General features: G+C 44.8%; 22 protein-coding genes and 2 pseudogenes. 11 read left to right on the top strand and 13 right to left on the bottom strand.

Features of this window, described 5'->3' with window-relative positions:
• Positions 1-28 precede the first annotated feature (28 nt).
• A complete protein-coding gene (gene arcA / locus VOR_RS0115480) occupies positions 29-1,249 on the bottom strand; it encodes an arginine deiminase (protein WP_010320608.1) in 1,221 nt (406 codons plus the stop codon).
• 691 nt (positions 1,250-1,940) lie between these two features.
• Between arcA and rraB the strand changes: the two genes are divergently transcribed.
• Complete coding sequence (rraB, locus tag VOR_RS0115490; protein WP_010320609.1) at positions 1,941-2,366, top strand: ribonuclease E inhibitor RraB; 426 nt, start codon at positions 1,941-1,943, stop codon at positions 2,364-2,366.
• Positions 2,367-2,531: 165 nt separating this feature from the next.
• A pseudogene (locus tag VOR_RS18050) lies at positions 2,532-3,335 on the top strand (glycosyl hydrolase 2 galactose-binding domain-containing protein).
• 11 nt (positions 3,336-3,346) lie between these two features.
• Here the strand turns inward: VOR_RS18050 and VOR_RS17440 are convergent.
• The 5 genes and pseudogenes from VOR_RS17440 to argR all read right to left on the bottom strand — a co-directional run bounded on the left by VOR_RS17440 (position 3,347) and on the right by argR (position 9,209).
• Positions 3,347-3,739, bottom strand: coding sequence for a DUF2061 domain-containing protein (locus tag VOR_RS17440; protein ID WP_010320611.1), 393 nt, complete (start codon positions 3,737-3,739; stop codon positions 3,347-3,349).
• A gap of 168 nt (positions 3,740-3,907) precedes the next feature.
• The gene (locus VOR_RS0115505) at positions 3,908-4,345 is read right to left on the bottom strand and encodes a universal stress protein (RefSeq protein WP_010320612.1); all 438 of its coding nucleotides are present in this window, start codon (positions 4,343-4,345) and stop codon (positions 3,908-3,910) included.
• Between the two features lie 71 nt (positions 4,346-4,416).
• Positions 4,417-7,003, bottom strand: a pseudogene (locus tag VOR_RS18055) (TRAP transporter permease).
• Positions 7,004-7,300: 297 nt separating this feature from the next.
• Entirely contained in the window at positions 7,301-8,269 is a 969-nt protein-coding gene (locus VOR_RS0115515) for a TAXI family TRAP transporter solute-binding subunit (protein ID WP_010320615.1), read from the bottom strand.
• A gap of 466 nt (positions 8,270-8,735) precedes the next feature.
• Positions 8,736-9,209, bottom strand: coding sequence for a transcriptional regulator ArgR (gene argR, locus VOR_RS0115520; RefSeq protein ID WP_010320616.1), 474 nt, complete (start codon positions 9,207-9,209; stop codon positions 8,736-8,738).
• Positions 9,210-9,534: 325 nt separating this feature from the next.
• Between argR and mdh the strand changes: the two genes are divergently transcribed.
• Together mdh and VOR_RS0115530 are read left to right on the top strand one after the other, a co-directional pair.
• On the top strand, positions 9,535-10,470 hold the full coding sequence (gene mdh, locus VOR_RS0115525) for a malate dehydrogenase (RefSeq protein WP_010320617.1): 936 nt from the start codon (positions 9,535-9,537) through the stop codon (positions 10,468-10,470).
• Between the two features lie 293 nt (positions 10,471-10,763).
• Positions 10,764-12,170: a basic amino acid/polyamine antiporter gene (locus tag VOR_RS0115530; protein ID WP_010320618.1), complete on the top strand. Its 1,407-nt coding sequence runs from the start codon at positions 10,764-10,766 to the stop codon at positions 12,168-12,170.
• A gap of 97 nt (positions 12,171-12,267) precedes the next feature.
• On the opposite strand, the gene ispB is transcribed toward VOR_RS0115530, so the two are convergent.
• Positions 12,268-13,239, bottom strand: a complete 972-nt coding sequence (ispB, locus tag VOR_RS0115535) for an octaprenyl diphosphate synthase (protein ID WP_010320619.1) — start codon at positions 13,237-13,239, stop codon at positions 12,268-12,270.
• A gap of 272 nt (positions 13,240-13,511) precedes the next feature.
• On the opposite strand from ispB, the gene rplU reads away from it, so the two are divergent.
• From rplU to folA, 6 genes are all read left to right on the top strand, one after another.
• Entirely contained in the window at positions 13,512-13,823 is a 312-nt protein-coding gene (rplU, locus tag VOR_RS0115540) for a 50S ribosomal protein L21 (RefSeq protein WP_010320620.1), read from the top strand.
• 21 nt (positions 13,824-13,844) lie between these two features.
• Positions 13,845-14,102 (top strand): 50S ribosomal protein L27, encoded by a 258-nt coding sequence (rpmA, locus tag VOR_RS0115545; protein WP_010320621.1) that lies wholly within the window; start codon positions 13,845-13,847, stop codon positions 14,100-14,102.
• A 221-nt stretch (positions 14,103-14,323) separates the two neighbouring features.
• A complete protein-coding gene (gene cgtA / locus VOR_RS0115550; RefSeq protein WP_010320622.1) occupies positions 14,324-15,496 on the top strand; it encodes an Obg family GTPase CgtA in 1,173 nt (390 codons plus the stop codon).
• Positions 15,497-15,629: 133 nt separating this feature from the next.
• Positions 15,630-16,391, top strand: a complete 762-nt coding sequence (locus VOR_RS0115555; protein WP_010320623.1) for a threonine/serine exporter family protein — start codon at positions 15,630-15,632, stop codon at positions 16,389-16,391.
• A 2-nt stretch (positions 16,392-16,393) separates the two neighbouring features.
• Positions 16,394-16,867, top strand: a complete 474-nt coding sequence (locus VOR_RS0115560; protein WP_010320624.1) for a threonine/serine exporter family protein — start codon at positions 16,394-16,396, stop codon at positions 16,865-16,867.
• A 72-nt stretch (positions 16,868-16,939) separates the two neighbouring features.
• On the top strand, positions 16,940-17,473 hold the full coding sequence (gene folA / locus VOR_RS0115565) for a type 3 dihydrofolate reductase (protein ID WP_033197485.1): 534 nt from the start codon (positions 16,940-16,942) through the stop codon (positions 17,471-17,473).
• A 62-nt stretch (positions 17,474-17,535) separates the two neighbouring features.
• On the opposite strand, the gene apaH is transcribed toward folA, so the two are convergent.
• From apaH to lptD, 6 genes are read right to left on the bottom strand one after another with little or no spacing between them, the layout of a single operon-like run.
• Positions 17,536-18,339, bottom strand: a complete 804-nt coding sequence (apaH, locus tag VOR_RS0115570) for a bis(5'-nucleosyl)-tetraphosphatase (symmetrical) ApaH (RefSeq protein WP_010320626.1) — start codon at positions 18,337-18,339, stop codon at positions 17,536-17,538.
• Positions 18,340-18,349: 10 nt separating this feature from the next.
• Positions 18,350-18,730: a Co2+/Mg2+ efflux protein ApaG gene (gene apaG / locus VOR_RS0115575; RefSeq protein WP_010320627.1), complete on the bottom strand. Its 381-nt coding sequence runs from the start codon at positions 18,728-18,730 to the stop codon at positions 18,350-18,352.
• A gap of 60 nt (positions 18,731-18,790) precedes the next feature.
• Positions 18,791-19,597: a 16S rRNA (adenine(1518)-N(6)/adenine(1519)-N(6))-dimethyltransferase RsmA gene (gene rsmA / locus VOR_RS0115580; RefSeq protein WP_010320628.1), complete on the bottom strand. Its 807-nt coding sequence runs from the start codon at positions 19,595-19,597 to the stop codon at positions 18,791-18,793.
• Between the two features lie 13 nt (positions 19,598-19,610).
• Positions 19,611-20,603, bottom strand: a complete 993-nt coding sequence (gene pdxA / locus VOR_RS0115585; RefSeq protein WP_010320629.1) for a 4-hydroxythreonine-4-phosphate dehydrogenase PdxA — start codon at positions 20,601-20,603, stop codon at positions 19,611-19,613.
• Positions 20,593-21,888: a peptidylprolyl isomerase SurA gene (gene surA, locus VOR_RS0115590; protein ID WP_010320630.1), complete on the bottom strand. Its 1,296-nt coding sequence runs from the start codon at positions 21,886-21,888 to the stop codon at positions 20,593-20,595. The genes pdxA and surA overlap by 11 nt, the downstream gene beginning before the upstream one ends.
• Before the next feature lie 56 nt (positions 21,889-21,944).
• Positions 21,945-24,287: an LPS assembly protein LptD gene (gene lptD, locus VOR_RS0115595; protein ID WP_010320631.1), complete on the bottom strand. Its 2,343-nt coding sequence runs from the start codon at positions 24,285-24,287 to the stop codon at positions 21,945-21,947.
• Between the two features lie 149 nt (positions 24,288-24,436).
• On the opposite strand from lptD, the gene djlA reads away from it, so the two are divergent.
• Positions 24,437-25,291 (top strand): co-chaperone DjlA, encoded by an 855-nt coding sequence (gene djlA, locus VOR_RS0115600; RefSeq protein ID WP_010320632.1) that lies wholly within the window; start codon positions 24,437-24,439, stop codon positions 25,289-25,291.
• Positions 25,292-25,297: the final 6 nt, after the last annotated feature.

The following is a 25,297-nucleotide window of genomic DNA, read 5'->3' on the forward strand; positions in this document are numbered from 1 at the left end:
TTTTATTTATCACGTTGAATTAAAAAGGTTAAATATCATCTCGCTCGATCGGGCAGCTCATGCAGCGCGCGCCGCCTCGGCCTCGACCTAGTTCATTGCCGGGGATGGTTAATACTTTGATGCCCGCCTTATCGTATTTCTCGTTAGTGTAGACATTGCGTTCGTAGCCAATCACAACTCCGGGTTTAACCGTTAGCACGTTGTTGGCGTCATTCCATTGCTCACGCTCAGCCTCATAGCTATCACCACCAGTGGTGATGATTTTGAGTTTGTCCAAACCTAACGCGCGTTCAATCGCATTAACGTAACTTGGCATTGAATCGACGTTCATCCGGCCATCGCCTTTCGGCGTTAAACGCCATGTTTCTAAATCATGACGCATAATTTCGGGGTAAACAGAAAAGGTGTCGACATCCATATGTGTCATCACCGTATCTAAGTGCATACAGGAGCGGTGTTTAGGCAGGTTAACGGCAATCACCTCTTTGGCCTGCCCATGTTTAAATAAACTCGCAGCAAAATTTTCTACCCCTTGCACTGTCGTGCGTTCGGAAATACCAATCAACACCGCACCTTTACCGATCACCAGTACGTCGCCCCCTTCAATATTGGCATTATCGTAGTGCAGATCTTCATCACCGAAATATTTGATAAAATCCTCGCCTGCAAATACAGGATGCCAACGGTAAATGGCGCGTAAGTGGTTGGTTTCACGTTGGCGTGCTGGTTTCATCATCGGATTAAGCGATACGCCGCCATACACCCAGCACGAGGTATCGCGAGTAAAGAGATGATTGGGCAACGGTTCAATCACAAAATCTAACGGACGATGCATTTTAGGTAGCATCGAAGAGGAGTGGATAGGCAGTTCGGAATAAGCAAGACCACCGAGTAGCAGAGTGGCGAGGTGTTCATTATCCATGTCAGCTAAATAGCAGCGCAGATCGCGCGCCAAAGTGGGACCGTAGCGAAAATCAGAAATTTGCGTATCGAGCAACCACGCTTTGGCATCGGCAACGGCCAAGGTTTCGACTAAGAGATCATGCAGCAACAGCACTTCCACATTTTGATCCTTCAACGTGTTGGCAAAGGCATCATGCTCTTTTCCTGCATCTTCTACGGCAAGCACATCATCAAATAACAGTTCATGACAGTTCGACGGTGTAAGATGAGTTAAGGCACGCTCTGGCCGATTGAGTAATACTCGGCGCAGTTGCCCAACTTCAGATCCAACGTACAGCTTATTCATTTTGTATCCCTACTCTTATTTCTCATGTTCTTTATGACAAGCTTAAGCGAACGATGCAAGTCTACTTGGTGGTGATGTTCGCTGTTATTTTGTGAGATTATGGTTATGTATGCTTTAGAATGTGCGATTATTAAAAAATAACTCCAAAACTAGCCAAATAAGCCTAATAACGACAAAGTGCTTTGTTATGCGTTTTTGGCTCAGAGGAGGGTGAATTAAGCATGAAGAATAAGTGATTTTTTATGCGATTATTTACATAAAAAGTGCATAATGCTGGCAGATTTAGCCAAAGCGACCTTTTTCGCTATGCATGAATGTTTGATAAACAGGCAGTTTAATGCGGTGAAAGAGCAAATCATCAGGCAGATAATCTACTGAATTAGCAAAATGAAAATAAATTGTTAAATTAAAGTGTTTTTTCTTTGATCTGTACTTGATTGAGCAGTGATCCTTTAGAAAGATAAAGATCGCGGTACGTTGTTGGTGGCAATTTTAGGCGAACCATGCCATATTTCGTCGAAATTCATTTATACCCTTCCGACTTGAAGCTGCAGCGGTATTTGATACGTTCGCTTACTCCAATCACATCGTTTATCTATGTAATTGGCGAGGGGATGAACTCATTTTCCGCCTAACTGAAACGTCAAGCTGTTTGTGTATAGTTTACATTTAGCCAAATCTGGAGCACCTTATGTCTCAACCTCAGCAAGATGATTATGTATCCGTTGAAGAGTTAATTGAAATTCAAAAAGAAGATACTCGCGACATCATTCAAGCACTGCTCGAAGATGGCAGTGATCCAGATGCGTTATATGAGATAGAGCACCACCTATTTGCTGAAGATTTTGACACGCTAGAAAAAGCGGTTGTTGAAGCCTTTAAAATGGGCTTTGAAGTGCTTGAAGCAGAAGAAACAGAAGATGAAGACGGCAATAAACTGTTGTGCTGCGACGCGACGATGCAATCGGTACTGAAGGCCGAAGCGATCGATGAGCAGGCAGATAAGCTTATTCAACTTGCTGAAAAATATGACATTATTTACGACGGCTGGGGCACTTACTACGCTGGTGAAGATGCGCTATACGACGATGAAGAAGATGAAGACGACCAAGAGTGATTAGGCGTTGTTTACCTTGATGTGAGATACCAGCCTTTTGGCTGGTATTTTTTTAGCTATGCAAAGCTAACGGGGGGCACTTTAATGACGAATCATTATTTTTGTCAGCACATCTTTATTTATTTTGTATATAATCGTTCAACATTGATCTAGCTCAAGTTTATTATGCGAATTTCTCTTGCTGGCTTTTGGCAGCTTTCACCGTTGACTGATTTATCGATCCCGCAAGAGGATCTTTGTTTTCCTGCGCCTCTTAGCCAAGTATTACCTCACGATATGACAGAAGTACAAATTGCCGAGCAAGAGTGGCATTTGATGCATGATGTTGAGGTAGATGAAGCGATGCTTAGCTTCGCTGCAATTGATCTTGTGCTTGAGGGCATCGATTTTTATGCGGAAATACGTTTAAACGGTGTGGCACTATTCGATTGTGATGGCAGCCAAGCGGTGTATAAAAAAGACATTCGGCCTTTGCTACAACTCGGTCGCAACCGGTTCGAAATTTTGTTTGTTGAGCAAGAAGAAGAGTGGTTGCTTGATGAGCCAGATTTGCCGCAATTATGCCCGCTAGGGCACCACGCGGTGAAGAAATACGATGAGCGAATGGGGATTTGGCAAGAGCCTTATCTACAATGCATTCGTCATGTTCGTCTAGAGCATGTTACCGCTGAGCAAATCTGGCACTATGGCGGCGGCTGTGAGTTTTTGGTTCACTTACATTATCAAACCTACGCACCAGGATTAGTTTCCGCGGTAGTAAAATTTAATGGTATGAGCTATCAGTTGCCTATTGATGTGCGCCATCAGCATGCCAGTGCTTTATTTCAAGTGGAAGCGCCGAAGTACGCAGATCTTACACAGCTTAACTAGAATGATTTGTATACCTTATCGGTGCAACTTGATGGTCAGCAGCAATCCTTCCATATCGCGTTAAGCGAAGACCTCTGTGTTACTCATTTCCCTATTTGATTGAGCTGATGTTAATGAGAGCACTTCATTGCTGACCAATCTTGTGGATGCCTCTTTTGCCAGAATTTCTCGTAGAAGTAGTAAGCACAAGTATTAATGCTCGGTTCGATCATAGCTAACACACCACCAATGATAAAACTTCCGGTCATGATATATGCCACGCTAAATGCAACACTAAAGTGTACTACAGCGAAGCTACCTGTTTTAATTTTAGCTGATTGTGAGTAGCGGCGCAGCGGGGCGTAGTGTGCCCATACTTTTTCATGAAAGTAAAAAGCAACGGTATTGACCATCGGCTCAAGCATGGCAATCAGACTACCAAGAATAATGTCGCCCGTAAGTAGGTAAACGACAGTAAACGCGATACTGAAGTGGATGGCGGCAAAGCTGAGCGTTTTTTTCATAATGTTCACCTAAACGGTTATCTGGTTGATGTAAACATTATTGATAATTATTCTCAACAAGTAAAGGTGATTGAACCTATTAGTTTGATAGCCAATTCCTAACTGAGGCGCTTATCGTTGGCATAAAAAAAAGCGCCTCATGCGCTTTTTTATGACGATGCAGGGTTTCTATCCTTGCGGCTTGACGACCAGTACATTGATTGGCGAATTTTGCACTACTTTACTGGCCACCGATCCCAGCATCACTTTATCGATCTTCGAGCGTTTATGGCTTGGCATGATAATCAAATCAGCTCCGAGCTTCTCTGCGTAATCTAAAATGGTGGTGTAGGCTTTACCTTCCGCTACATGCAGTTTGTAGATTACTTCGTCAGCGATATGTTGATCAGCAAACTGTTTTAGCTGTTGCTTGACGTCTTCTTTCATTTTCGCCGCGGCATCTTTCGGGAAGTATGTGGCGACCATCGACATGTGGATACCAGGTAATACATTTAAAAGATGAATTTCAGCATTGGAATGTGTCGCGTGCCAAACAGCAAGTTCAACGGCTTTGTCAGAAAAGCCTTTTTCATTAAGGTCTACTGGAACAAGAATGTGTTTATACATTATGGATTATCTCATCTACGATAGGGTGCTTTAGAGCACCTTGTTTCCGTAAAGTATATGCCTAGCTCGTGCTAGGCATATTGATTAAGCGCGTATTTCTTGTGTTCTCATACGGCGTTTCTGATTCCAAGCTAAGGTCAATACTAGTAATAATGCAGGTAAGAAGACCCACTCTTTCATCGGACGTTGGCTTTCCACTACAATTGAGCGGATTTCCCAATCAAAATCTATACCTGCTGCCTCTGCTGGGCTGCCGAACTCAATCATATCCACCAGCATACGATTGCTGGTTTCTTTCAAGGTTAGTCCCATTGATTGAATACGCTGCTCTGCCGTTGCGGCTTGATCCTCAAAAGGCAGTTGTACGGTTTTTGATGTGAAATTCCCATCGATTTTCTCACCTGCAACAATCAGTTTGATAGGTTGACCTACGGGGAGTTTTTCAACAACTTGATTAATAGAAGTGCCAGGATGCAGCTCTGTTGCAGGATAAATCATATCCCACCAAAAACCGGGCCTGAAGAATGAGAACGTTAACACCAACAGCAAGACGGTTTCCCACCACTTATTGCGAGTTAGCCACCAACCTTGAGTCGCAGCAGAAAACAGCAGCATTGCGGTAATGGCTGAGAAAATGGTTAACGCTAAGTGCCACCATGTATCAATTCCCATTAGCAGTAGTTGAGTGTTGAATACGAACATAAAGGGCAAAATGGCGGTACGAATATCGTAAGCAAACCCTTGAATACCTGTACGAATAGGGTCTGATTTAGCGATAGCCGCTGCGGCAAATGCCGCCAAGCCAACGGGGGGGGTATCATCGGCCAAAATGCCGAAATAGAACACAAATAAGTGTACGGCAATCAGCGGAATGATAAGTCCATGAGCGGCTCCCAGTGTCACAATGACGGGAGCCATTAAGGTTGATACGACGATGTAGTTGGCGGTAGTCGGTAAGCCCATACCAAGAATGAGGCTGATCACGGCGGTAAAAATCAGCATCAGTATGACGCTGCCACCGGAGATAAACTCAACAAAATCGGTCATCACTAAGCCGATGCCAGTCAAGGTGACGACACCAACGACGGTTCATGCGGCTGCGGTTGCCACGCCAATGCCAATCATATTTCGCGCGCCCGAAACCAAGCTTTCGGCAAGATCAACAAACCCAGCCTTCACTTGCTTGTTCAAATCGTTGCTTTTATTAAGTAACGATATGAGTGGCCGCTGAGTGATCAAAATGAAGACCATAAATATCGTGGCCCAAAAAGCGGATAACCCGGGTGAGAAGCGCTCAACCGTCAAACACCACACTAGCACCACAATAGGTAGCAGGTAATGAAGCCCTGATTTTACCGTCGGCCCAGGGTCGGGTACTTCTTGGATATCCATGTCCATTGTACTTTCTGAGGCGTGGCGAGATGAGATTCTAATCAGAGCGACATAAGTCAGTAAAAGCGCGACCGTAACAATGGGAGTAGCAGCGTCACCAAACACCTCTTTGGTCCAACCAATGCCGTAGTAAACAACAGCGCTGAGAACACAAAGCCCTAAAATAGTACCCGTAAATGAAAGTAAGCTTTGCACCCATGTCGGTGTATGACGGCGAGGTAGGCCTTTCATTCCTGCTTTGCAGGCTTCCAAATGGACAATATAAATTAAAGCAATGTAAGAGATAAGTGCTGGCAGTAGCGCAGCACGGATCACTTCAACATAGGAAATACCGACATATTCCACCATTAAAAATGCGGCAGCACCCATGATCGGCGGTGTTAATTGGCCATTGGTGGAAGCGGCAACTTCAACCGCGCCAGCTTTCGTTCCGGAAAAGCCAACGCGTTTCATCAATGGAATGGTAAAAGTGCCGGTGGTAACTACGTTTGCAATCGATGAGCCAGACACTAGCCCTGATAAGCCTGAGGCCACAACCGCTGCTTTCGCTGGGCCGCCTCGCATATGGCCCAACAGTGAAAAGGCCACCTTGATAAAATAGGCACCTGCGCCAGCTCGTTCAAGCATTGCACCAAATAGAACAAACAAGAACACAAAAGAGGTGGAAACCCCAAGAGCCACACCAAAAACTCCTTCAGTGGTCAGCCACAAATGAGACATCGCTTTGTTTAGGCTTGCTCCTTTATGAGCAATCACATCTGGCATGTGTGGGCCGCCAAAGGTGTAGAGCAAGAATAGTGCAGCGACCAACATCAGTGGTGGTCCTAACGCTCGGCGTGTTGCTTCAAGTAATAGCACCATTCCTGTGACGGAGACCGCTATATCAATCAAGGTTGGTGCGCCAGAACGACCAGCCAACTCGTTGTAAAATAAATAGATATAAGCGGCAGAGAAGCTACCGGCTAAGGCAAGGAGCCAGTCAATCAGTGGAATACGATCGCGCGGTGAGCTCTTTAATGCTGGATAGGCGGTAAAGGCTAGAAAAATGGCAAACGTAAGGTGAACCGCTCGTGCCTGTGTATCGTTTAAGATGGCAAAGTTAAAAATAAAAGGCAGCGGTGAAGCATACCAAAGTTGGAATAGGGACCAACATAGTGGGACAAACCACAAAATGCGCCCTGGCAAACCGTGAGGATTTCTTGCACCAGTATCGGATTGCGCTACCATTTCCTGCACATCAGTCGACGGAGTGAGTGTCTTCGTCATGTACGTTATCCTTATTATTGACTGCCTACATCTCGGTTGACCACAGGGTCAATTCCCGGCTACTGAGAAGCTGGCTATTGCGGAACAGAACAAAAGGTGGGTCGTTAAATCATTTAAGACCCAAAGGTGCCCAGTGAGTCGTTGTGAACGTAAGACGGTGGGCGATCATCGCCGCCACTGCTTGAACATCACGCAAAGGGATCAAGGGCATATCACCTGTAATTGAACGGGCAATCAAAGGAGACAGTAAGTCCCCTTTGACTCGGTATTGTTATTGTCAGTGTTCGCGATGCGAAATTATTTTAGCAAACCGATTTCTTTGTAGTATTTTTCAGCACCTGGATGAAGGGGAATAGAGATCCCGGCTTTAACCATGTCTTCTTTTTTCAAATTAGCAAAAGCAGGGTGAAGACGTTTAAAGGTATCAAAATCTTCAAATACCGCTTTGACTAGGTTGTAGGCGACTTCATCAGACACATCGGTGCTTGATACCAATGTCGCTGCCACACCAAAGCTGGTTACATCTTTATCTGTTCCACGATACATGCCAGCAGGAATGGTGCTGTAAGCGTAGTAAGGGTTATTGGCAACAATTTTTTCAATTTCAGGGCCAGTGGCAGAGACGAGTTTTGCATCGCATGAGGTTGTTGCTTCTTTGATTGAACCATTTGGATGGCCAACCATGTAAATGAAGGCGTCTATTTTATTGTCGCATAACGCTTGAGAGCGTTCAGAGCCTTTGAGCTCAGAAGCTAGCTTGAAGCTGTCATTGGTCCAACCAAATGCATCCATCACCACTGCCATCGTGGCTCTGTCACCCGAACCAGGGTTACCAATGTTGACACGTTTACCTTTCAAGTCTGCCACGTTTTCAATGCCAGAATCGGCGCGAGCAATGATGTTAAAAGGTTCGGTATGAAGAGAGAATACTGCGCGCAGTTTTTTATTCGGGCCTTGTTCGCTAAATTCGCTAGTGCCGTTATAACCATGGTACTGCCAGTCAGATTGAACGATACCAAAATCAAGCTCATTCGAACGAATGGTATTCACGTTGTAGATAGACCCGCCGGTTGATTCGACTGAGCAGCGAATGTTGTGGTCTTTACGCCCTTTGTTAACCAGCTTACAAATAGCACCACCTGTTGGGTAGTAAACACCAGTGACGGATCCCGTACCAATAGTAATAAATTCTTGTGCACTGACCGTTCCTGCCCCCATGACGGCTGCTGAAATTACTCCAACTTTAATCAATTTATTCAACGCCATGAATTTCCCTTCCTTATTCATTATTAATCCCATAGATAATTGTTGTTACACCCTTCTCAGTTGAAGTTGCTGTGGTGTTGGCTACGTTGGTTTACCCCAATCACAGAATCTTATCCATGCTATATGACAACTGACTCATTTGTCGTCTATCCGCCACTTCAAGATGTTTGGGGATCGGGGGAGTTTCCTCATCTGGAAACGGCATCTTTTTCAATCTGAGTATTGAAAAAGCGGCTAAATAATACCAAAAAATCGGCACATAATTACATAAATGTTAAAAAATGTAGCTAAATTTGCTATTAATAAGCGTCACTATCAGAGTCAAAATATGACAATAGCTTGCCTATCAAGGAGTTATTTCTCTTTCTGTTGTGACAACTTATTGCTGAAGATGTGAAGAGAATCACGCCGACTTGACGCAGTGTGATTCTACTAGAGAGTGAGATGAAATACGTTTAGGGACAAATTACCCTGCGTAATCAAATAGATCACAGACTGAATCAAACAATTGCTTTGTCGTTACGTTCAGTGTCGGTGTGATAAAAATGGTATCGTCACCGGCCACCACACCCAAGATGCCTTCCGATTTGCCCAGAGAATCAAGTAACCGAGCAATAAGCTGTGCCGCCCCTGGTCCGGTATGAATCACTACCAGCGCGGCATTGTGATCTATGTCTAGCACTAACTCACGCAGTGAACTTGATACGGTTGGTACACCGAGCTCAGCAGGAAGGCAGTAGACCATTTCCATTTTTGCGTTGCGTGTGCGCACCGCACCAAATTTAGTCAGCATGCGAGATACTTTGGATTGGTTGATACTATCAAACCCTTCATTACGCAGGGCATCGACAATGTCACCTTGAGATCCAAAACGCTCTTCTTTTAATAGATTTTTAAAAGCACGAACCAGATTATCTTGCTTATCATTATTGTTGCGCATAGTTATCGTCTTCGATTAGCCATTTATTGCTGCATATTCTCGCATAGCTATGCAGTTATCGCCAAATTATCGTCCAAAAGTGTCTAAAAAGTCACTGTAAACATTTGTGTAAAACTTTGGTCGAATGGCAACTTAACTCTTTGTCGCTAAAGATAAACAAGGTCATAATTGCCATCGCTGCTGTAGCTCGATTTTAGCGAATTGCGCGAGGTCGCAAAGCTAGCGTTAATTGATTGTAATCATATTGTGATTACTATAGTTTTCTAGCTTAAAAATACCCTACACGAAAACATTTATAAGAGATTTATTCTCAAGGAGAACTACGATGAAAGTAGCTGTTATTGGTGCCGCTGGTGGCATCGGTCAAGCCCTAGCACTTCTACTTAAAAACCATCTTCCTGCTGGCTCCGATCTGGCGCTGTATGACATCGCACCGGTGACTCCGGGCGTTGCTGCCGATCTAAGCCACATTCCTACCCCTGTATCGATCAAAGGCTATGCTGGCGAAGATCCAACACCTGCGCTTGAAGGTGCGGATGTAGTCCTTGTTTCTGCTGGTGTCGCTCGTAAGCCGGGTATGGATCGCGCGGATCTGTTTAATGTTAACGCTGGCATTGTGAAAGCATTGACTGAAAAGATTGCGGTTGTCTGTCCAAAAGCCTGTGTGGGCATTATCACCAACCCTGTCAATACAACAGTACCTATTGCAGCGGAAGTCTTGAAAAAAGCAGGCGTTTACGACAAGCGTAAGTTATTTGGTGTGACAACGTTGGACGTGATCCGCTCAGAAACGTTTGTCGCGGCGCTAAAAGATAAAAACCCTAGCGAGATTATTGTGCCTGTGATTGGCGGCCACTCAGGCGTCACTATCCTTCCTTTGCTTTCACAAATTGAAGGGGTTGAGTTCACGGCCGAAGAAGTGGAAGCCCTAACTAAGCGCATTCAAAACGCAGGCACCGAAGTGGTGGAAGCGAAGGCGGGTGGCGGCAGTGCAACACTGTCAATGGGTCAAGCGGCTTGCCGTTTTGGCTTATCATTAGTCAAAGCACTGCAAGGTGAACCAGGTGTTGTGGAATGTGCCTACGTTGACGGTGGTAGTGAGCATGCTTCATTCTTTGCACAACCGATTAAACTCGGTAAAGAGGGTGTCGAAGAAGTGTTGAGCTATGGTGCATTGAGTGCCTATGAACAAGCCGCGTTAGATGGAATGCTGACAACACTGAAAGGTGATATTCAACTGGGTGTTGATTTCGCCAAATAAAGAGTAACCTTATCTTATACAAAAATGCCGCTTGCTCATCCAAGCGGCATTTTTTATGGTTTTTACCGATATTTTTGTATGATGATGCTTTGAACTGTGTAATATGCGGTTTTTTTTACTGAGCAGTGCACTATTTTCGTCGTGAACTTATAAACTCTTTGATCCCTAGCAATGAATTTGACTATTGACTCACTATCTCAGTGACCGCGACCACATAGGGATTGATGTTTGGTAAATATGTTCTCTAAAATAGCGCCTTCTTCTAATGTGTCGATACTCACTGGATAGTTCTCATGGATAATAAGCTTGGTTTGGGCTCACTGACAGCACTGGTCATTGGTTCAATGATTGGCGCTGGTGTTTTTAGCCTGCCACAAAACATGGCCTCAGTCGCTAGCCCTTTGGCGGTCATGATCGGCTGGGGGATTACTGGCGTTGGTATGATCTTCCTTGCGCTCTCTTTTCAACAACTTGCCATCCATAAACCTCATATCAATAGTGGTGTATTTGGTTTTGCTCGAGAAGGATTTGGTGACTTTGCGGGTTTTTGTTCCGCATGGGGCTACTGGTTTAGCGCCATGGTGGCTAATGTCTCCTATCTGGTGATTGTTTTTAGTACCTTAGGCATGTTGTTTGATACACCAGATAACGTGATGTTTGGTGCGGGTAATACGTGGCTTTCGATTGTGAGTGCATCGGTCTTACTTTGGTTAGTGCATGCGTTGGTCAAAAAAGGAGTACAAACGGCCGCATTTATTAATCTGATTACCACCTTTGCGAAAATGATCCCTCTAGTGTTGTTCATCATTTGTGCCGCTTTTGCTTTTTCTTGGGACAAATTCACATTGGATTTTACAGGCTTGCACTTCGGTGCTGGCCATGATCTGCTGGATCAAATAAAAAGCACCATGTTGATCACGGTATGGGTGTTCATCGGAATAGAGGGAGCGGTTGTTGTGTCAAGCCGCGCTCGCCACCGTGCTGATATCGGTAAAGCGACTATTCTCGGTTTGCTTACGGCGTTGACCATTTATGTATTGGTCACCTTATTGTCGATGGGCGTGATTAAACCCGTTGAATTGGCGCAATATCAGAATCCTTCAATGGCCAAAGTGCTGATGACTATTCTTGGTCCTTGGGGTGAGTACATCATAGGTGTTGGATTAATTATTTCGGTGTGCGGTGCTTTTCTTAGCTGGACGGTCCTAGCCTCTGAAGCGCCATTTTTATGTGCCAGAGATAAGATGTTTCCTGCCATCTACGCCGAGCAAAACGAAGCGGGGAGCCCAGTAAAAGCCTTAACTCTAACCAATGTCTGCATTCAGGTCTCACTGATTCTGGTGATGTACGCAGGCAGCACCTACGATACGCTGCTGATCTTCGCTTCAGAAATGATCCTTGTTCCCTATTTTTTGATCGGCGCCTTTACGTTAAAGATCGCGATTGAACAGAAGAATAAAGGCAAACTTTTGGTAATAGGTTCTTGTGCCACCATTTATGGAATTTGGCTTTTGTATGCCTCTGGTTTGCACTATTTGATGCTCTCCGCGCTACTCTACTTACCTGGGCTCTATTTCTACATGAAAGCCAAACGAGAGCAGGGCATTGATCCTTTTCAAGGCAAAGAAAAGTTAGGAGCTTGTGCTTTAACGATCGTGGCTGTTTTTGCATTTGGCATGATTTGGCAAGGCGGGTTTTAAATAACGCTTAGAATCAAAAAGAGCCTCAACTGAGGCTCTTTTTGTAGCGGTGCATTTCTAGGCAAAGATCGATTCTTCGTCCAAGCTAGCGGCTGTTCTACTTTGTTCTATTCACAGCCATATGAGCTAGAGCTATCAGTGCTTGTTTATATTCACTTTCTGGCAGGATAGACAGCTCATTGATCGCTTTATCGGCTTCTTCGAGCGCTTTGTTGGTTGTGTATTCAAGCGAGCCTGTTTGTATCATTGCCGCTAGAATCGCATCAAGCTGTTCTATGCCATTGGCTTTCTCGATGGCCTCACGGATCATCTCTTTTTGCTCGGGTGTACCATGCTGCATTGCGTACAATAGAGGAAGTGTTGGTTTGCCTTCTGCTAAATCATCGCCCACATTTTTGCCCATTTCACTGCCATCAGAGGTGTAATCCATCACGTCATCAATGAGCTGGAAGGCTGTGCCAAGGTACTTACCATAGTTCTGTAGTGCCGTTTCAATTTCAGGAGAAGCGTTACTTAATATCGCACCAATCTGGGTCGCAGCTTCAAACAAACGCGCTGTTTTCGAGTAGATCACTTGTAGGTAATTTTCTTCGGTAGTGTTTGGATCATTACAGTTCATCAATTGCTGCACTTCGCCTTCAGCGATAACGTTCACCGCATCACTCATCAGCTCAAGGATCCTTAACGATCCTAGTGTAGTCATCATTTGGAAGGAACGCGTGTAGATGAAATCCCCCACTAACACGCTCGCTGCATTGCCAAATGCTGCGTTCGCTGTTGCTTTGCCACGGCGCATATCCGATTCATCGACAACGTCGTCATGCAGCAAGGTTGCCGTGTGGAGGAATTCAATAAATGCAGCGGTAGTCGTGTGCGCTTCACCTTGATAACCAAGGGCTCGAGCCGACAAAATAGCCAGCAAAGGACGCAGGCGTTTCCCACCTCCGCTGACGATGTAGAATCCTAATTGATTGATTAAAGATACATCAGAGTTGAGCTGAGCTTGAATCGTTTCATTCACTTTTGCCATGTCATTGGCAGTAAGCGTTTGGATAGCTTTAAAATCCATGGTTAATCCGGCTGAAGTTAGAACCTATAAGGTGTTGTGTTCTTCTATAATTCTCGAATAATACACTAAAAAACGTTGATTAATACAAGGCTTAAAGGCATGATTGCGCCACTTTTCATTGGCGATTAGCTTTTCGCCAATTTTTTCAAAATATGGCTTGTCTTGGGGTACTCATTCGCGTAGAATCTGCGCCCTATTGATGATTAGTTTAGCGCACACCCAAATTGCTCAAATAAAAAGCATACGGCTGTGCGGAAAGAGCGGAGTAAAATATGTACGCTGTTTTCCAATCTGGTGGTAAACAACACCGTGTAAGCGAAGGTCAAACTCTTCGTTTAGAGAAATTAGACGTTGAAACTGGTGCAACTGTTGAATTTGATAAAGTTCTACTAGTTGCTAACGGTGAGCAAATCACTGTTGGGGCACCTCTTGTTGAAGGCGGTAAAATTACTGCTGAAGTAGTACAACACGGTCGTGGCGATAAAGTTAAAATCGTTAAGTTCCGTCGTCGTAAACACTCTCGTAAACAACAAGGCCACCGTCAGTGGTTCACTGAAGTGAAAATCACTGGCATCAACGCTTAAGTAATTTAGGAGAGTTTAACAATGGCACACAAAAAAGCTGGCGGTTCTACTCGTAACGGCCGCGATTCAGAAAGCAAACGTCTTGGTGTTAAGCGTTTCGGTGGTGAATCTGTTCTTGCAGGTAACATCATCGTTCGTCAACGTGGTACTAAGTTCCACGCAGGCACTAACGTTGGTATCGGTAAAGACCATACTCTTTTCGCTCTTACTGAAGGTAAAGTGAAATTTGAAGTTAAAGGTCCTAAAAACCGTAAATTTGTTAGCATCGACGCTGAATAAATTTATACCTAACTGAACTCAAAAGCCCTGCCGTTACGGTGGGGTTTTTTATTTATCAGCCGAACAGAAAAGAAGACACTCTAATCACTAGAGTTTCTCCTTATGTGTTCCAATTGTGGATAAAACGAAGGATGATCACGGTCGATCCTGAATGTGTATCTGCTAGAATTTATATCATTGTGTGACAATGATATCGCAACGCAAAGAGCGTGGAGTAACAAATGAAATTCGTTGATGAAGCGATAATTAAAGTCGAAGCGGGTGATGGCGGTAACGGTGTCGTGAGCTTTTGGCGTGAAAAATTCGTGACGAAAGGCGGCCCTGATGGCGGCGATGGCGGCGATGGCGGCGACGTTTATATCCAAGCCGATGAAAACTTAAATACCTTGGTTGATTACCGATTCCAACGCTTTTACGCTGCTGAGCGCGGCCAAAATGGTGGCGGTGCTAACTGTACAGGTAAGCGCGGTAAAGACATTACTTTGAAGGTGCCTGTTGGGACTCGAGCGGTTGACATTCACACCAATGAAGTGGTGGGTGAAGTTGCAGAGCATGGCAAAAAAGTGATGGTCGCTAAAGGTGGCTGGCATGGTTTAGGTAATGCTCGCTTTAAGTCATCCGTTAACCGTGCACCACGCCAAAAAACCATGGGTAAAAAAGGTGAGGTGCGCGAATTGCGCCTTGAGCTTTTACTGTTAGCTGACGTGGGTATGCTTGGCTTGCCGAATGCGGGTAAATCAACCTTTATTCGTTCTGTTTCAGCAGCGAAGCCAAAAGTCGCTGATTACCCCTTCACTACGCTGATCCCAAGTTTAGGCGTGGTGAGTGTGGTTCCTGAGAAAAGTTTCGTGATCGCTGATATTCCGGGCTTGATTGAAGGCGCGGCCGATGGTGCTGGTTTAGGTATTCGCTTCTTAAAGCACTTAGAACGTTGCCGAGTGTTGCTGCATATGATCGACATTCTTCCTATTGATCAAAGTGATCCTGCGCAAAATGCGCTGACCATCTTTGATGAGCTAGAGCAATACAGCGAAAAAGTGTCACAAAAACCTTGTTGGTTGGTGTTCAACAAAGTTGATCTGATGCTTGAAGAAGAAGCTGATGAAAAGATCCAAGAGATCTTAGATGCGCTAGCTTGGGAAGGGCGATACTTCAAAATTTCGGCCGTAAACCAACAAGGTACGGCTGATTTGTGCCGTGAGTTGGCTGACTATATGGAAACGCTACCTCGTGAGCAGGAAGAGCTCAGTGAAGCTCAGAAAGTCGATTTCATGTGGGATGATTACCATAAAGATGAGATGAACAGCCAAAATGTGATCACTGAAGATGGTGATGACTGGGATGATTGGGACGACGAAGAAGATGACGGTCACGTTATCTATGTTCGTGATTAATTTTCGTTCGTGATTAATTTTCCAGAATTGATTGAGCCGCAATAATTATTGCGGATTTTTTATAGCTAAATCATATTTAAAGCACCCAATTTCGGGCACACTATTGGGCTTTTAGGACGTTCGGAAAGGAATCATGACATCCAAACAGAGACCAGTTTCTCGATTGATCGCTCAAGCAGGGCAAATGTTGTTGGCTCATGGTGCGGAAAGCACACTGGTGGGCGATATTATGCGTCGCATGGGAGCGGCGTGTGGCATGAGTGAAGTGGAAGTATCGCTCTCGGCGAGTTCACTTGTGCTAACCACGGTTTACGATGGCCATTGCATTACGACTGCGCGCCGTTGTCCTGATCGTGGGATCAATATGCGGGTAGTGACGCAAGTCCAGCGCATCTGCATCATGATGGAAAAAGGGATTTTAGATTATTCTTTTGCTCAAAAAAAACTCAATAAAATCAGTCATGAACGTTATAACCGTTGGTTGGTTGTGGTAATGATTGGCCTCTCTTGCGCAGCTTTTGCCCGTTTAGCTGGCGGAGATTGGATGGTATTTATGATGACGTTTTTTGCGTCCGCCGTCGGTATGATCGTCCGCCAAGAGATTGGGCATCGACAATTTAATCCGCTCGTCAACTTTACGGTGACTTCGTTTGTCACTTCGATCATTTCAGCGCAGGCCATCATCTATCAATTAGGTAATAAACCAACCATTGTGATGGCTTCTTCGGTGTTGATGTTGGTGCCCGGTTTTCCTTTAATTAATGCCGTCGCGGATATGCTTAAAGGTTATATCAACATGGGTATTGCCCGTTTTGTGATGGCAAGTTTGCTGACACTGGCTACCAGCTTAGGCATCGTTGCGGCGATGAGTTTAACCGGCGTGTGGGGTTGGTAGCGATGGATTGGATGAATTTATTACTCGGTCTAGCCAATGACATGTTTTTTGCTGCAATCCCGGCCGTTGGTTTTGCTTTGGTGTTCAATGTTCCTGTACCAGCACTAAAATATTGTGCGTTAGGTGGCGCGATCGGTCATGGCTCACGTTACCTAATGATGCAATTTGGTATTCCCATTGAGTGGGCGAGCTTTTTTGCTGCAACTATCGTTGGAATGATTGGCGTGCGTTGGTCGCGTAAATTTTTAGCTCACCCTAAAGTATTTACGGTAGCGGCATTGATCCCAATGGTTCCCGGCGTTTTTGCCTTTAAAGCGATGATTGCAATGGTCGAAATTAATCATCTAGGCTTTACGCCTGAGTTGCTGGCGATCCTAATGGCTAACTTTTTAAAAGCGATGTTTATTATCGCAGGTTTAGCGGTTGGCCTTGCGGTGCCGGGTTTGTTATTCTATCGGCGCAAACCCATAGTGTAAGGGCAATGGTTTGTACTAATAAGGGAATTAGGTATAATCCGTTTTCTCCAAGAATTCTAAGGTATATTTGACGTGTTAATTAGCATGATCGCGGCTATGGCCCATGGCGGTAAGATAGATAAATCTCAAGATATGTGTCTTTCTAATGCTAGTTCTCGGGTTATCGGTAACGAGAATTCGATGCCTTGGCATTTGCCAGCTGACTTTGCTTGGTTTCGAGAACATACGTTAGGTAAACCTGTTGTAATGGGGCGTAAGACGTATGAGTCTATAGGTCGTCCGTTACCTGAACGCCATAATATTGTAATCAGTCGTGATTCATCACTAGAAATTGAAGGCGTTACAGTTGTCTCGTCTGTTGAAGAAGCCATCAGTTCCGCTGGCAATGTGGATGAAATAATGATTATCGGTGGTGGGTCCATCTATAAAGCTTTTCTCCCCTTAGCTGGAAAATTGTATTTGACCTTTATTGAAGCTGATATTAATGGTGACACTAGATTCCCTGAATGGGGAGCTGATTGGAAAGTAGCTGAACAACGAACATACAAGAAAGATAGCGGAAACAAGTTTGACATGCATTTTGTAGTGCTTGAGAAAAATAGTTAGAAGTACTTTTACTTTCAAATATTGCTGGCGATAGTTGCCAGCTTTTTTTTGGAGTAGTTATTTTAAAGCGCTTTTTGAACAAAATACTGCTTATCTTCCCAGCGTAGCATGGTCAAACATCCTCCCCACACACAGCCAGTGTCAAGCCCTATCACTTCCTTGCTGCGGTAACCTTTTAAAGCGGCCCAGTGGCCAAAGAGAGCGGTTTTATCGAGCTTAATGCGTTTAGGCAGGGCAAACCACGGTAACAATTCTTCATCTTTTATTTCTTGAGGGGGAAGTTTGCACGCCATATAAAGACGCCCATCAGCAAAGCAAAAACGCATCCGAGTATAGGCATTGATGGTATAGCGATAGCGATCAATCCCTTCTAGCTTCGAGCTCCACATATCAGGTGTGTTGCTGTACATCTGCTCGATAAGCCAACACCAACGATCACTTTGCAAAATACTTTCGACTTCTTTTGCTGCTTGGCGCGCTGTTTCAAGATCCCACAGAGGAGAGATCCCCGCATGGCACATGACAAAGTCAGCATGTTCAGCGAGGAGCGGTTGATGGCGCAACCAAGTGAGCAGCTCTGCTGCATCGTTCGCTTGTAATATGGGTAAGGTTTTATCACGAGGTTTACATGGGTGGATGCCCTGTGAGACGGCCAGTAGGTGAAGATCGTGATTGCCTAGAACGATACGCGCCGCACTACCTAATTGTTTGATAAAACGTAGTGTTTCTAGAGATTTAGGGCCTCTTGCAACTAAGTCGCCAGCGACCCACAGTGTGTCTTGCTGTGGTTGGAATTGCACTTGAGCCAGTAAGCACTGCAGCTCATCAAAACAGCCTTGAATGTCGCCGACAATATAGTTCGCCACGGCTACCTCTTTAATTTAAAACATTGGGAACCGCGAGACGAAACGGTTCTATTTCAACAGTAAATTCAGCGCCCATTTCATCTAACATAATATAGTGGCCTTGCATGACACCGACTGGCGTTTCCAACGCGGTACCACTGTTATAGCGATATTCGTCATTGGGCAAGATAATCGGTTGTTCCCCGACTACTCCATCACCTTCTACTAGCATCTGTTTGCCATTTGCATCGGTAATTAACCAACGGCGGCTCATCAGCTGTACCTGCTGGTTGCTGAGATTACGGATGGTGATCACATAGGCAAAGATATAGCGGTGTAAATCGGGATTGGACTGCTCGGGTAGGTACTGGGTATGGACTTGGATTTTAATACAAGGTTCAGAGATATCCATGTTAACTCCTTGTTTTTATAGATGAGCGATAGACATTGGCCGTTTATCGCTCAATCGTTATTAGGCGTGATGAGCGTCTAACCAGTTTGCCATAGCAACAAACTGTTCAAGTGTTAGGTTTTCCGGGCGCATGCCAGGGTTGACCCCAAGTTCTTCTAGTGTTTCCACCTCAATCAAACCTTTGTAGCAGTTGCGTACGGTTTTACGGCGTTGGTTAAAACCCTCTCGGCAGACACGCTCTAACCACTTCATGTTGGTCGTGGGATGCGGCAGTACTTCATAAGGCACCAAACGCACCACGGCTGAATCAACTTTCGGTGGCGGCACAAAAGCCGTTGGCGGAACTTCTAACACAGGAACCACTTTGCAGAAATACTGCGTCATAACCGTTAAGCGCCCGTAAGCTTTACTGCCGGGACCGGCAGCTAAACGGTTGACCACTTCTTTTTGCAGCATGAAGTGCATGTCTTGAATATCTTTATGAAATTCAAATAAGTGGAACATTAATGGCGTTGAAATGTTGTATGGCAAGTTGCCGAAAATGCGCAGTTTATTATTCGGTTTCACTAGTTGCGTGAAGTCAAAGCGCATCGCATCGCCTTCGTGAATCGTCAATTTACTCGATAATTCTGGGTGGTTGCGTAGGCGCTCAGCTAAGTCACGGTCTAGCTCAATAACAGTGAATTTATCCACTTCGCGGCCGACTGGCTCAGTTATCGCCCCTAGACCTGGGCCGATCTCAACCAAATTTTGCCCCGGACGAGGGTTAATCGCAGAGACGATGCCATCAATAATGTATGGATCGTTTAGGAAGTTTTGACCAAAACGTTTACGCGCTTTGTGCCCTAAGTGGACATCATTTCTCATAGTTTTCTCGAAATTAATTAGGTTTCTTTTCTACCAAGTCAATCGCGTAGGCGAGTGCTGTTCTAAAGCTCCCTGTATCCGCAAGCCCTTTCCCTGCCAATTCGAGTGCGGTGCCATGATCGACCGATGTTCTTATAAAGGGTAGACCAAGAGTAATATTTACTGAACGACCAAAGCCTTTGTACTTTAATACGGGCAGGACTTGGTCGTGATACATGCCTAAAACAGCATCGGCATCTTGCAAGTATTTGTCATTGAAGATGGTGTCGGCTGGTAGTGGGCCAATCAAATTAATGCCATCTTGCTGACGAATTTTTTCTAGTGTTGGAGTGATGGTTTCTATCTCTTCACGGCCTAGGCAGCCATCTTCTCCCGCGTGCGGGTTTAAACCACACACATAAATTTTGGGTTGCACAATGGCAAATTTTTCCACCAAATCTTTATGTAAAATGGTGATGATCTTTTCTAACCGCTCAACCGTTACCGCATTTGAGACATGAGCTAGTGGGATATGTGTTGTCGCTAGTGCGACTCTCAGCCCTTCTGTTGCAAGCATCATAACCACAAGTGGGGTATTGGACTGTTCAGCAAAAAACTCAGTGTGGCCACTAAATGTCACACCAGCTCGATTTATCACCCCCTTATGCACGGGGCCGGTGACAATAGCATCAAATTCATTATTCATACAGCCTAAAGCGGCTCTTTCTAATGTATTTAATACATAATGACCATTGGCCTCATCCAATTTTCCGGTTATGACCGGTGCGCCGAGGGGAAGATGATCCACTACTAACCGTCCCGCTTGCTGTGGTTTTGGTGCAGAGGTGACTAAGTAGTCTTCCAATATAACGTCAATATTGAGCTCTTTGGCACGCTCTGCAAGCAAGCTTTTGTCCGCGCATACCACCAGTTGATGTGCCCAATCTTCTTTTGATAAGGCCAGCACCAAATCTGGGCCAATACCCGCAGGCTCGCCAGCGGTAACCACGATGCGTTTAATTGTCATCTTGGTTGTCCTGGATAATTTCGACAAAGGCACTGGCACGCATCTCTTGCAGCCAAGCACTCGCTTCTTCATTAAATTTACGATTGAACAGAATGCGATAAGCTTTGTTTTTCAGTGCAGAGTCGGTGCGGTCGACTTCACGGCGATCAAGTACTTCGACAATGTGCCAACCATGAACGGTTTTGAAGGGTTCGCTGATTTGCCCAACCGATAATGTTTCGATTTGATGTTGAAACTCTGGCACGTACAGATCTGGTGTTTGATAACCCAGTTCACCATTTTGCGCCGCAGAGCCGGGGTCTTGGCTGTATTGCTGCGCAAGTTCGCCAAAGCTCGCTTCACCAGCCTTAATGCGACGAATGAAGTCATTGAGCTCTTTTTGTACGCCGTCATCACTTAAAATAACGGTCGGTTTAATCAATATATGACGGGCATTAACTTCTGTGACTGCGACGGTTTCTAACCCTTTGACATCATCAATTTTAAGAATGTGGAAACCGACGCCACTGCGAAATGGCCCAATAATAGAGCCTTTGTTTTGCATTTTGATTTGGTCGGCAAAAATTGTCGGCATTTCCTCTTTGCGCATCCAACCCCAGTCGCCACCTTGCAGCGCTTTCGGACCTTTTGAATAGGTATAAGCCATGGTGCTGAAATCCGCTCCTTGGTTGAGTTTTTCGACTAAGGTTTTGGCTTGTTGTTCTACTGCCGTTTTATCTTGAGTGTCGTCAACGCGCAGTTGGATATGGCTGATTTTATATTGCACCGTTGCATTGGTTTCTTGCGCAAGAATATTAGCTAAGTTGTCCACTTCGTCCGGTAAGATATTGATCCGGCGACGAACCAAAGCATTACGTGCTTCACTTGAGGCAATTTCATTACGCACTTGTTCACGAAATTCCGCGTAAGTCAGCCCTTCTGCGGTCACAGAGGCGTTGAGCTGTTCGAGGGTTTGATTATTGTTTTTCGCAATCTCAGCGATCGCATCATTGAGCCGATTATCGTCAATGCGTACACCAATACGTTGTGCTTCTTGTTGCTGAATGGTGTCAATAATCAATTTTTCAACCACTTGCTCACGCAGCACAGTCTCTTCTGGTAGCGTTTGGCTATTTTTCTTTGCATTAATGGTCAAGGTTTTTAATGCACCATCAATATCACTCTGTAAAATAACGCCACTATTGACGATGACGGCGACGCGATCGAGCTCAACAGGAGCAGCAGATGCGGTGTTTAGGCTTAATGTTGCCATCAAGCCAATCAGTGTGTGTTTCCACAATTTCATTTGTAGTCCTATCAAAATGAGCAAGGGCCTTTACGCTTAAGCAAAGGCCGAATAAATTAGTTGTTTAGGAAAAATGGACGACCATAACTTAATGAATTTCCAGCGCTGTCTACGCCCGTCATTCCGGAACCTGCACCAATCGTGGTGCCAAAACCGACAATACCAAAGTTTAAACTAAAGTTATTTTCGTAAAGTGGGTTTTCCCATGGGCTTGCTGAAGATCTCATTTGATTACTGTACGTAAAGCCAATGTACCAGCAGTCAGAGGTGTATCTTAGGTTCGCGAGCCACTCCAGATTATTATCTGTGGTTAAATCGTAGAAGTACTGTCCGCTAGCATTCCATTTGGGAGAGATTTGATATCCGGCCAGTAAACCCGCTTGAGAGATCCCATCTTCGGTTATCTTGGTAGTATCGAAGTCAACGGTGTTTTTAATGTAATCGTAAGTTACATAGCGGTAGTTAGTTTGAATATAGCCAGAGCCAACCCGATACTCTAGGGTGCTGTTGGCGAGTTGCATCGTTTTGCTATCAATGTCGTACTGAACTCCGCCGTGGTAGAACAGAAAATCGCCATAGTTGAAGTCCATTTCGACGGCCCAAGCCGAGTAGTTGGAGCTACTGTCTGAATTTTCAGTCTCATTGGGTGAGGAGTTCTTGAGATTTTTTTTGAGATAAAATATCTGACCAAAAGAGATGTTTAAACGCTCTTTATACTGATCATCGAAAAACCGTGAAGAGGCGCCGTAGCTGATTTGATTTGCTGGGGCAATATAATCGACACCACTGTACTTACGGCTGCGGAATAAACCATAGTAATCGGTTTGCAGTAATGTAGTGTCGTATAGCCCGATGCTGCGCTGATCTTCTCTCGGTACATATAAGTATTGAATTTGCGGTTCAAGTGTTTGCGTATAATTATCAAACAGAACCGTATCTCTCTCTAGCACCAAACCAGCATGAGTTCTAAATTCCGGAATGATGCGTGAAACGTTCTCTTTCAGGTCTTTATTATTACCCGAACTGAGCTCAACCCCGCTAAGATCTTGTTGGTAATAGGTTCCTAGAATGCGCGCTTCGGTTGTCCAAGTTCCCCAGGTGTTGCTAATAGGGATGGTAAATCCAGGCTCAATGTGCGCTCTGGTTGCTGCAGGTTTTCCTTTTGCATCGGTTTCAAAACGCGATAGATGGCTCACCATATCAAAGTTCAAATAGGGCAATACTTCGGGAGCGTAGTAATTAAACGCAATCTGTGGCATAAGGCGATAAGGTTGGTTGATGCTGGTTTTATCTTCAGTAAGCAGTTGAAAGTCACGAACCAGTATCGATGAGTCCCAATTGAGGGTCCGGTAGGTGGCTTTTCCTTGTTGGATAAGCTGACCATCTTCTCGGTTACCTATGCCGGAATCCACATCACTAAAATAACTAACGTCACTGACCTGAGAGTAATCAATCTCAAACTTCCAAGCTTGGTTGAAAATACCACTGTGTTGGTATTGGAAGCCCCAACGGTCTCCTTTCTCTAGGTATTTCTGATCATCAGGTAAATATTCAGATTTAATGTTACCTACGCCAAAATCATTCAGATAACGGAATTCACTGTTTAATTGAGTTCCGCGTTCTTGCATATATTTGACGGTTGTTTTTAGGTCATAGTTTGGCGCTAAGTTCCAATAAATAGGCGCTTGGGCTTCAAAACCATCGCTAGAGCCGTAAAAAACGGTAGGGTATAAAAATCCCGTTTTTCGTGTGTCGCCAATCGGCACCGTAAGAAATGGCAGATAAAAGATCGGAATATTTTGAATTTCGAAGCGTGGATTATAAAAAGTGGCTTGCTCTTCATTTTGGTCGATATCAATACTGGATGCTTTCATTCGCCATGCATTATCGCCTTCATGGCAAGAGGTAATCGAGCCATCTTCAATCTCATAAACGGCTTTACCCGTTTTGGAAATATACACAGCTTCACCACGGCCAGGTTCACACAAAAATTGATATTTTGTGTTCTCTAATGTCATTAAATCTGTGTTGAGGTTGTTGGTTGCTTTGTCAGAAATGGTCTTTACTTGACCGTCACTGAATTTGACATTACCTTGCGCAACCACAATATTGTCTTTTTGGTGTAGGGTCACGGTATCAGCCAGAATACGCTTTTTCCCTTGAACAACGACCACATTGCCTGAGTAGTTTGCGCGTTCACCGTTCACGGCTTCTAGCGTATCAGCCTCGATATTAATCGGTTGCTGACCATTTTCTACTTCAGGTTGGTTGATCAAACATTGATCTATAGCGGGCATTTCCTGCACACTATTGTCTAACATAGCTTCTGCTTGAGTCTGTGGCACAAAAAGAGCTGCGCTAATTGAAGCGGCTAACAAGGTGCGGGAAAAACATGACATCGAGTTGTACTATCCTGTTTGAACTTGATTGATTCGGAAGATGGATGGCCGAATGTAAAATAAAACGTTTCTTATCATAAAGGAAATTGAAGCTCCCGGCACTATCAGACCGCTTTACTCCTGAAAAATTCATAGATTGAGAGCACATAATGCATATTTTTGGCAAAATTCTTGGCGCTTTTTTTGGCTTCTTATTTGGAGGACCGTTTGGCGCATTTTTTGGTTTGTTTCTCGGGCATCAGTTTGATAAAGCTCGTCGTTTGAATCAGGCAGGGTTTAAAACTGGCTCATTTGGTTCAGGGCCAAGCCAAACTGAACGACAAGACGAATTTTTTAAAGCGGCTTTCGCTGTCATGGGCCATGTCGCTAAAGCGAAAGGGCAAGTCACCAAAGAGGAGATTCAGCTAGCTACCATCATGATGGGGCGTATGAACTTACATGGTGAGCAACGTAAAGCGGCTCAAGATGCATTTCGTGAAGGGAAGGAGAGTGGCTTTCCTTTAGAGGAAGTGTTGGAGCGTGTGCGCCTTTCGACGGGTGGACGCTTTGACTTGTTGCAATTTTTCCTCGAATTGCAAATATCAGCCGCGTTTGCCGATGGGGATGTTCACCCTAGCGAGCGCAATGTACTGCACAAAATCGCTCGCAGTTTAGGTTTCTCATCCGATCAACTGGAAAGACGTCTGCGTATGCAAGAAGCGGCTTTTCGTTTTCAACAAGGCGGAGGTTTTGGTGGGCAACAGCAAGGTTATCAGCAATCGGGGCAGTGGCAGCAAGCATCACAAGCTTCTCGACTCTCGGATGCCTACGATGTGTTAGGTGTGAGTGAAGATGCGGATGCTAAAGAGATTAAACGTGCCTATCGCAAATTGATGAATGAACATCACCCAGATAAATTGATGGCCAAAGGCTTACCACCAGAGATGATGAACGTTGCGAAAGAAAAATCGCAAGAGATCCAAAATGCGTACGATTTGATTAAGAAAGAGAAGGGTTTTAAGTAACCGACT

It is taken from the genome of Vibrio ordalii ATCC 33509 (assembly GCA_000257205.1).
GTDB lineage: Bacteria > Pseudomonadota > Gammaproteobacteria > Enterobacterales > Vibrionaceae > Vibrio > Vibrio ordalii.

What these genes read in the sequence shown, in the direction of transcription:
- VOR_RS0115555 (WP_010320623.1), top strand. Translation starts at nt 15,630, where the DNA reads ATGACATCCAAACAGAGACCAGTTTCTCGATTGATCGCTCAAGCAGGG.
- lptD (WP_010320631.1), bottom strand. Translation starts at nt 24,287, where the DNA reads ATGTCATGTTTTTCCCGCACCTTGTTAGCCGCTTCAATTAGCGCAGCT.
- surA (WP_010320630.1), bottom strand. Translation starts at nt 21,888, where the DNA reads ATGAAATTGTGGAAACACACACTGATTGGCTTGATGGCAACATTAAGC.
- VOR_RS0115530 (WP_010320618.1), top strand. Translation starts at nt 10,764, where the DNA reads ATGGATAATAAGCTTGGTTTGGGCTCACTGACAGCACTGGTCATTGGT.
- argR (WP_010320616.1), bottom strand. Translation starts at nt 9,209, where the DNA reads ATGCGCAACAATAATGATAAGCAAGATAATCTGGTTCGTGCTTTTAAA.
- rplU (WP_010320620.1), top strand. Translation starts at nt 13,512, where the DNA reads ATGTACGCTGTTTTCCAATCTGGTGGTAAACAACACCGTGTAAGCGAA.
- pdxA (WP_010320629.1), bottom strand. Translation starts at nt 20,603, where the DNA reads ATGACAATTAAACGCATCGTGGTTACCGCTGGCGAGCCTGCGGGTATT.
- ispB (WP_010320619.1), bottom strand. Translation starts at nt 13,239, where the DNA reads ATGGATTTTAAAGCTATCCAAACGCTTACTGCCAATGACATGGCAAAA.
- VOR_RS0115515 (WP_010320615.1), bottom strand. Translation starts at nt 8,269, where the DNA reads ATGGCGTTGAATAAATTGATTAAAGTTGGAGTAATTTCAGCAGCCGTC.
- rpmA (WP_010320621.1), top strand. Translation starts at nt 13,845, where the DNA reads ATGGCACACAAAAAAGCTGGCGGTTCTACTCGTAACGGCCGCGATTCA.
- VOR_RS0115505 (WP_010320612.1), bottom strand. Translation starts at nt 4,345, where the DNA reads ATGTATAAACACATTCTTGTTCCAGTAGACCTTAATGAAAAAGGCTTT.
- djlA (WP_010320632.1), top strand. Translation starts at nt 24,437, where the DNA reads ATGCATATTTTTGGCAAAATTCTTGGCGCTTTTTTTGGCTTCTTATTT.
- arcA (WP_010320608.1), bottom strand. Translation starts at nt 1,249, where the DNA reads ATGAATAAGCTGTACGTTGGATCTGAAGTTGGGCAACTGCGCCGAGTA.
- rraB (WP_010320609.1), top strand. Translation starts at nt 1,941, where the DNA reads ATGTCTCAACCTCAGCAAGATGATTATGTATCCGTTGAAGAGTTAATT.
- VOR_RS17440 (WP_010320611.1), bottom strand. Translation starts at nt 3,739, where the DNA reads ATGAAAAAAACGCTCAGCTTTGCCGCCATCCACTTCAGTATCGCGTTT.
- rsmA (WP_010320628.1), bottom strand. Translation starts at nt 19,597, where the DNA reads ATGAGAAATGATGTCCACTTAGGGCACAAAGCGCGTAAACGTTTTGGT.
- mdh (WP_010320617.1), top strand. Translation starts at nt 9,535, where the DNA reads ATGAAAGTAGCTGTTATTGGTGCCGCTGGTGGCATCGGTCAAGCCCTA.
- apaG (WP_010320627.1), bottom strand. Translation starts at nt 18,730, where the DNA reads ATGGATATCTCTGAACCTTGTATTAAAATCCAAGTCCATACCCAGTAC.
- cgtA (WP_010320622.1), top strand. Translation starts at nt 14,324, where the DNA reads ATGAAATTCGTTGATGAAGCGATAATTAAAGTCGAAGCGGGTGATGGC.
- VOR_RS0115560 (WP_010320624.1), top strand. Translation starts at nt 16,394, where the DNA reads ATGGATTGGATGAATTTATTACTCGGTCTAGCCAATGACATGTTTTTT.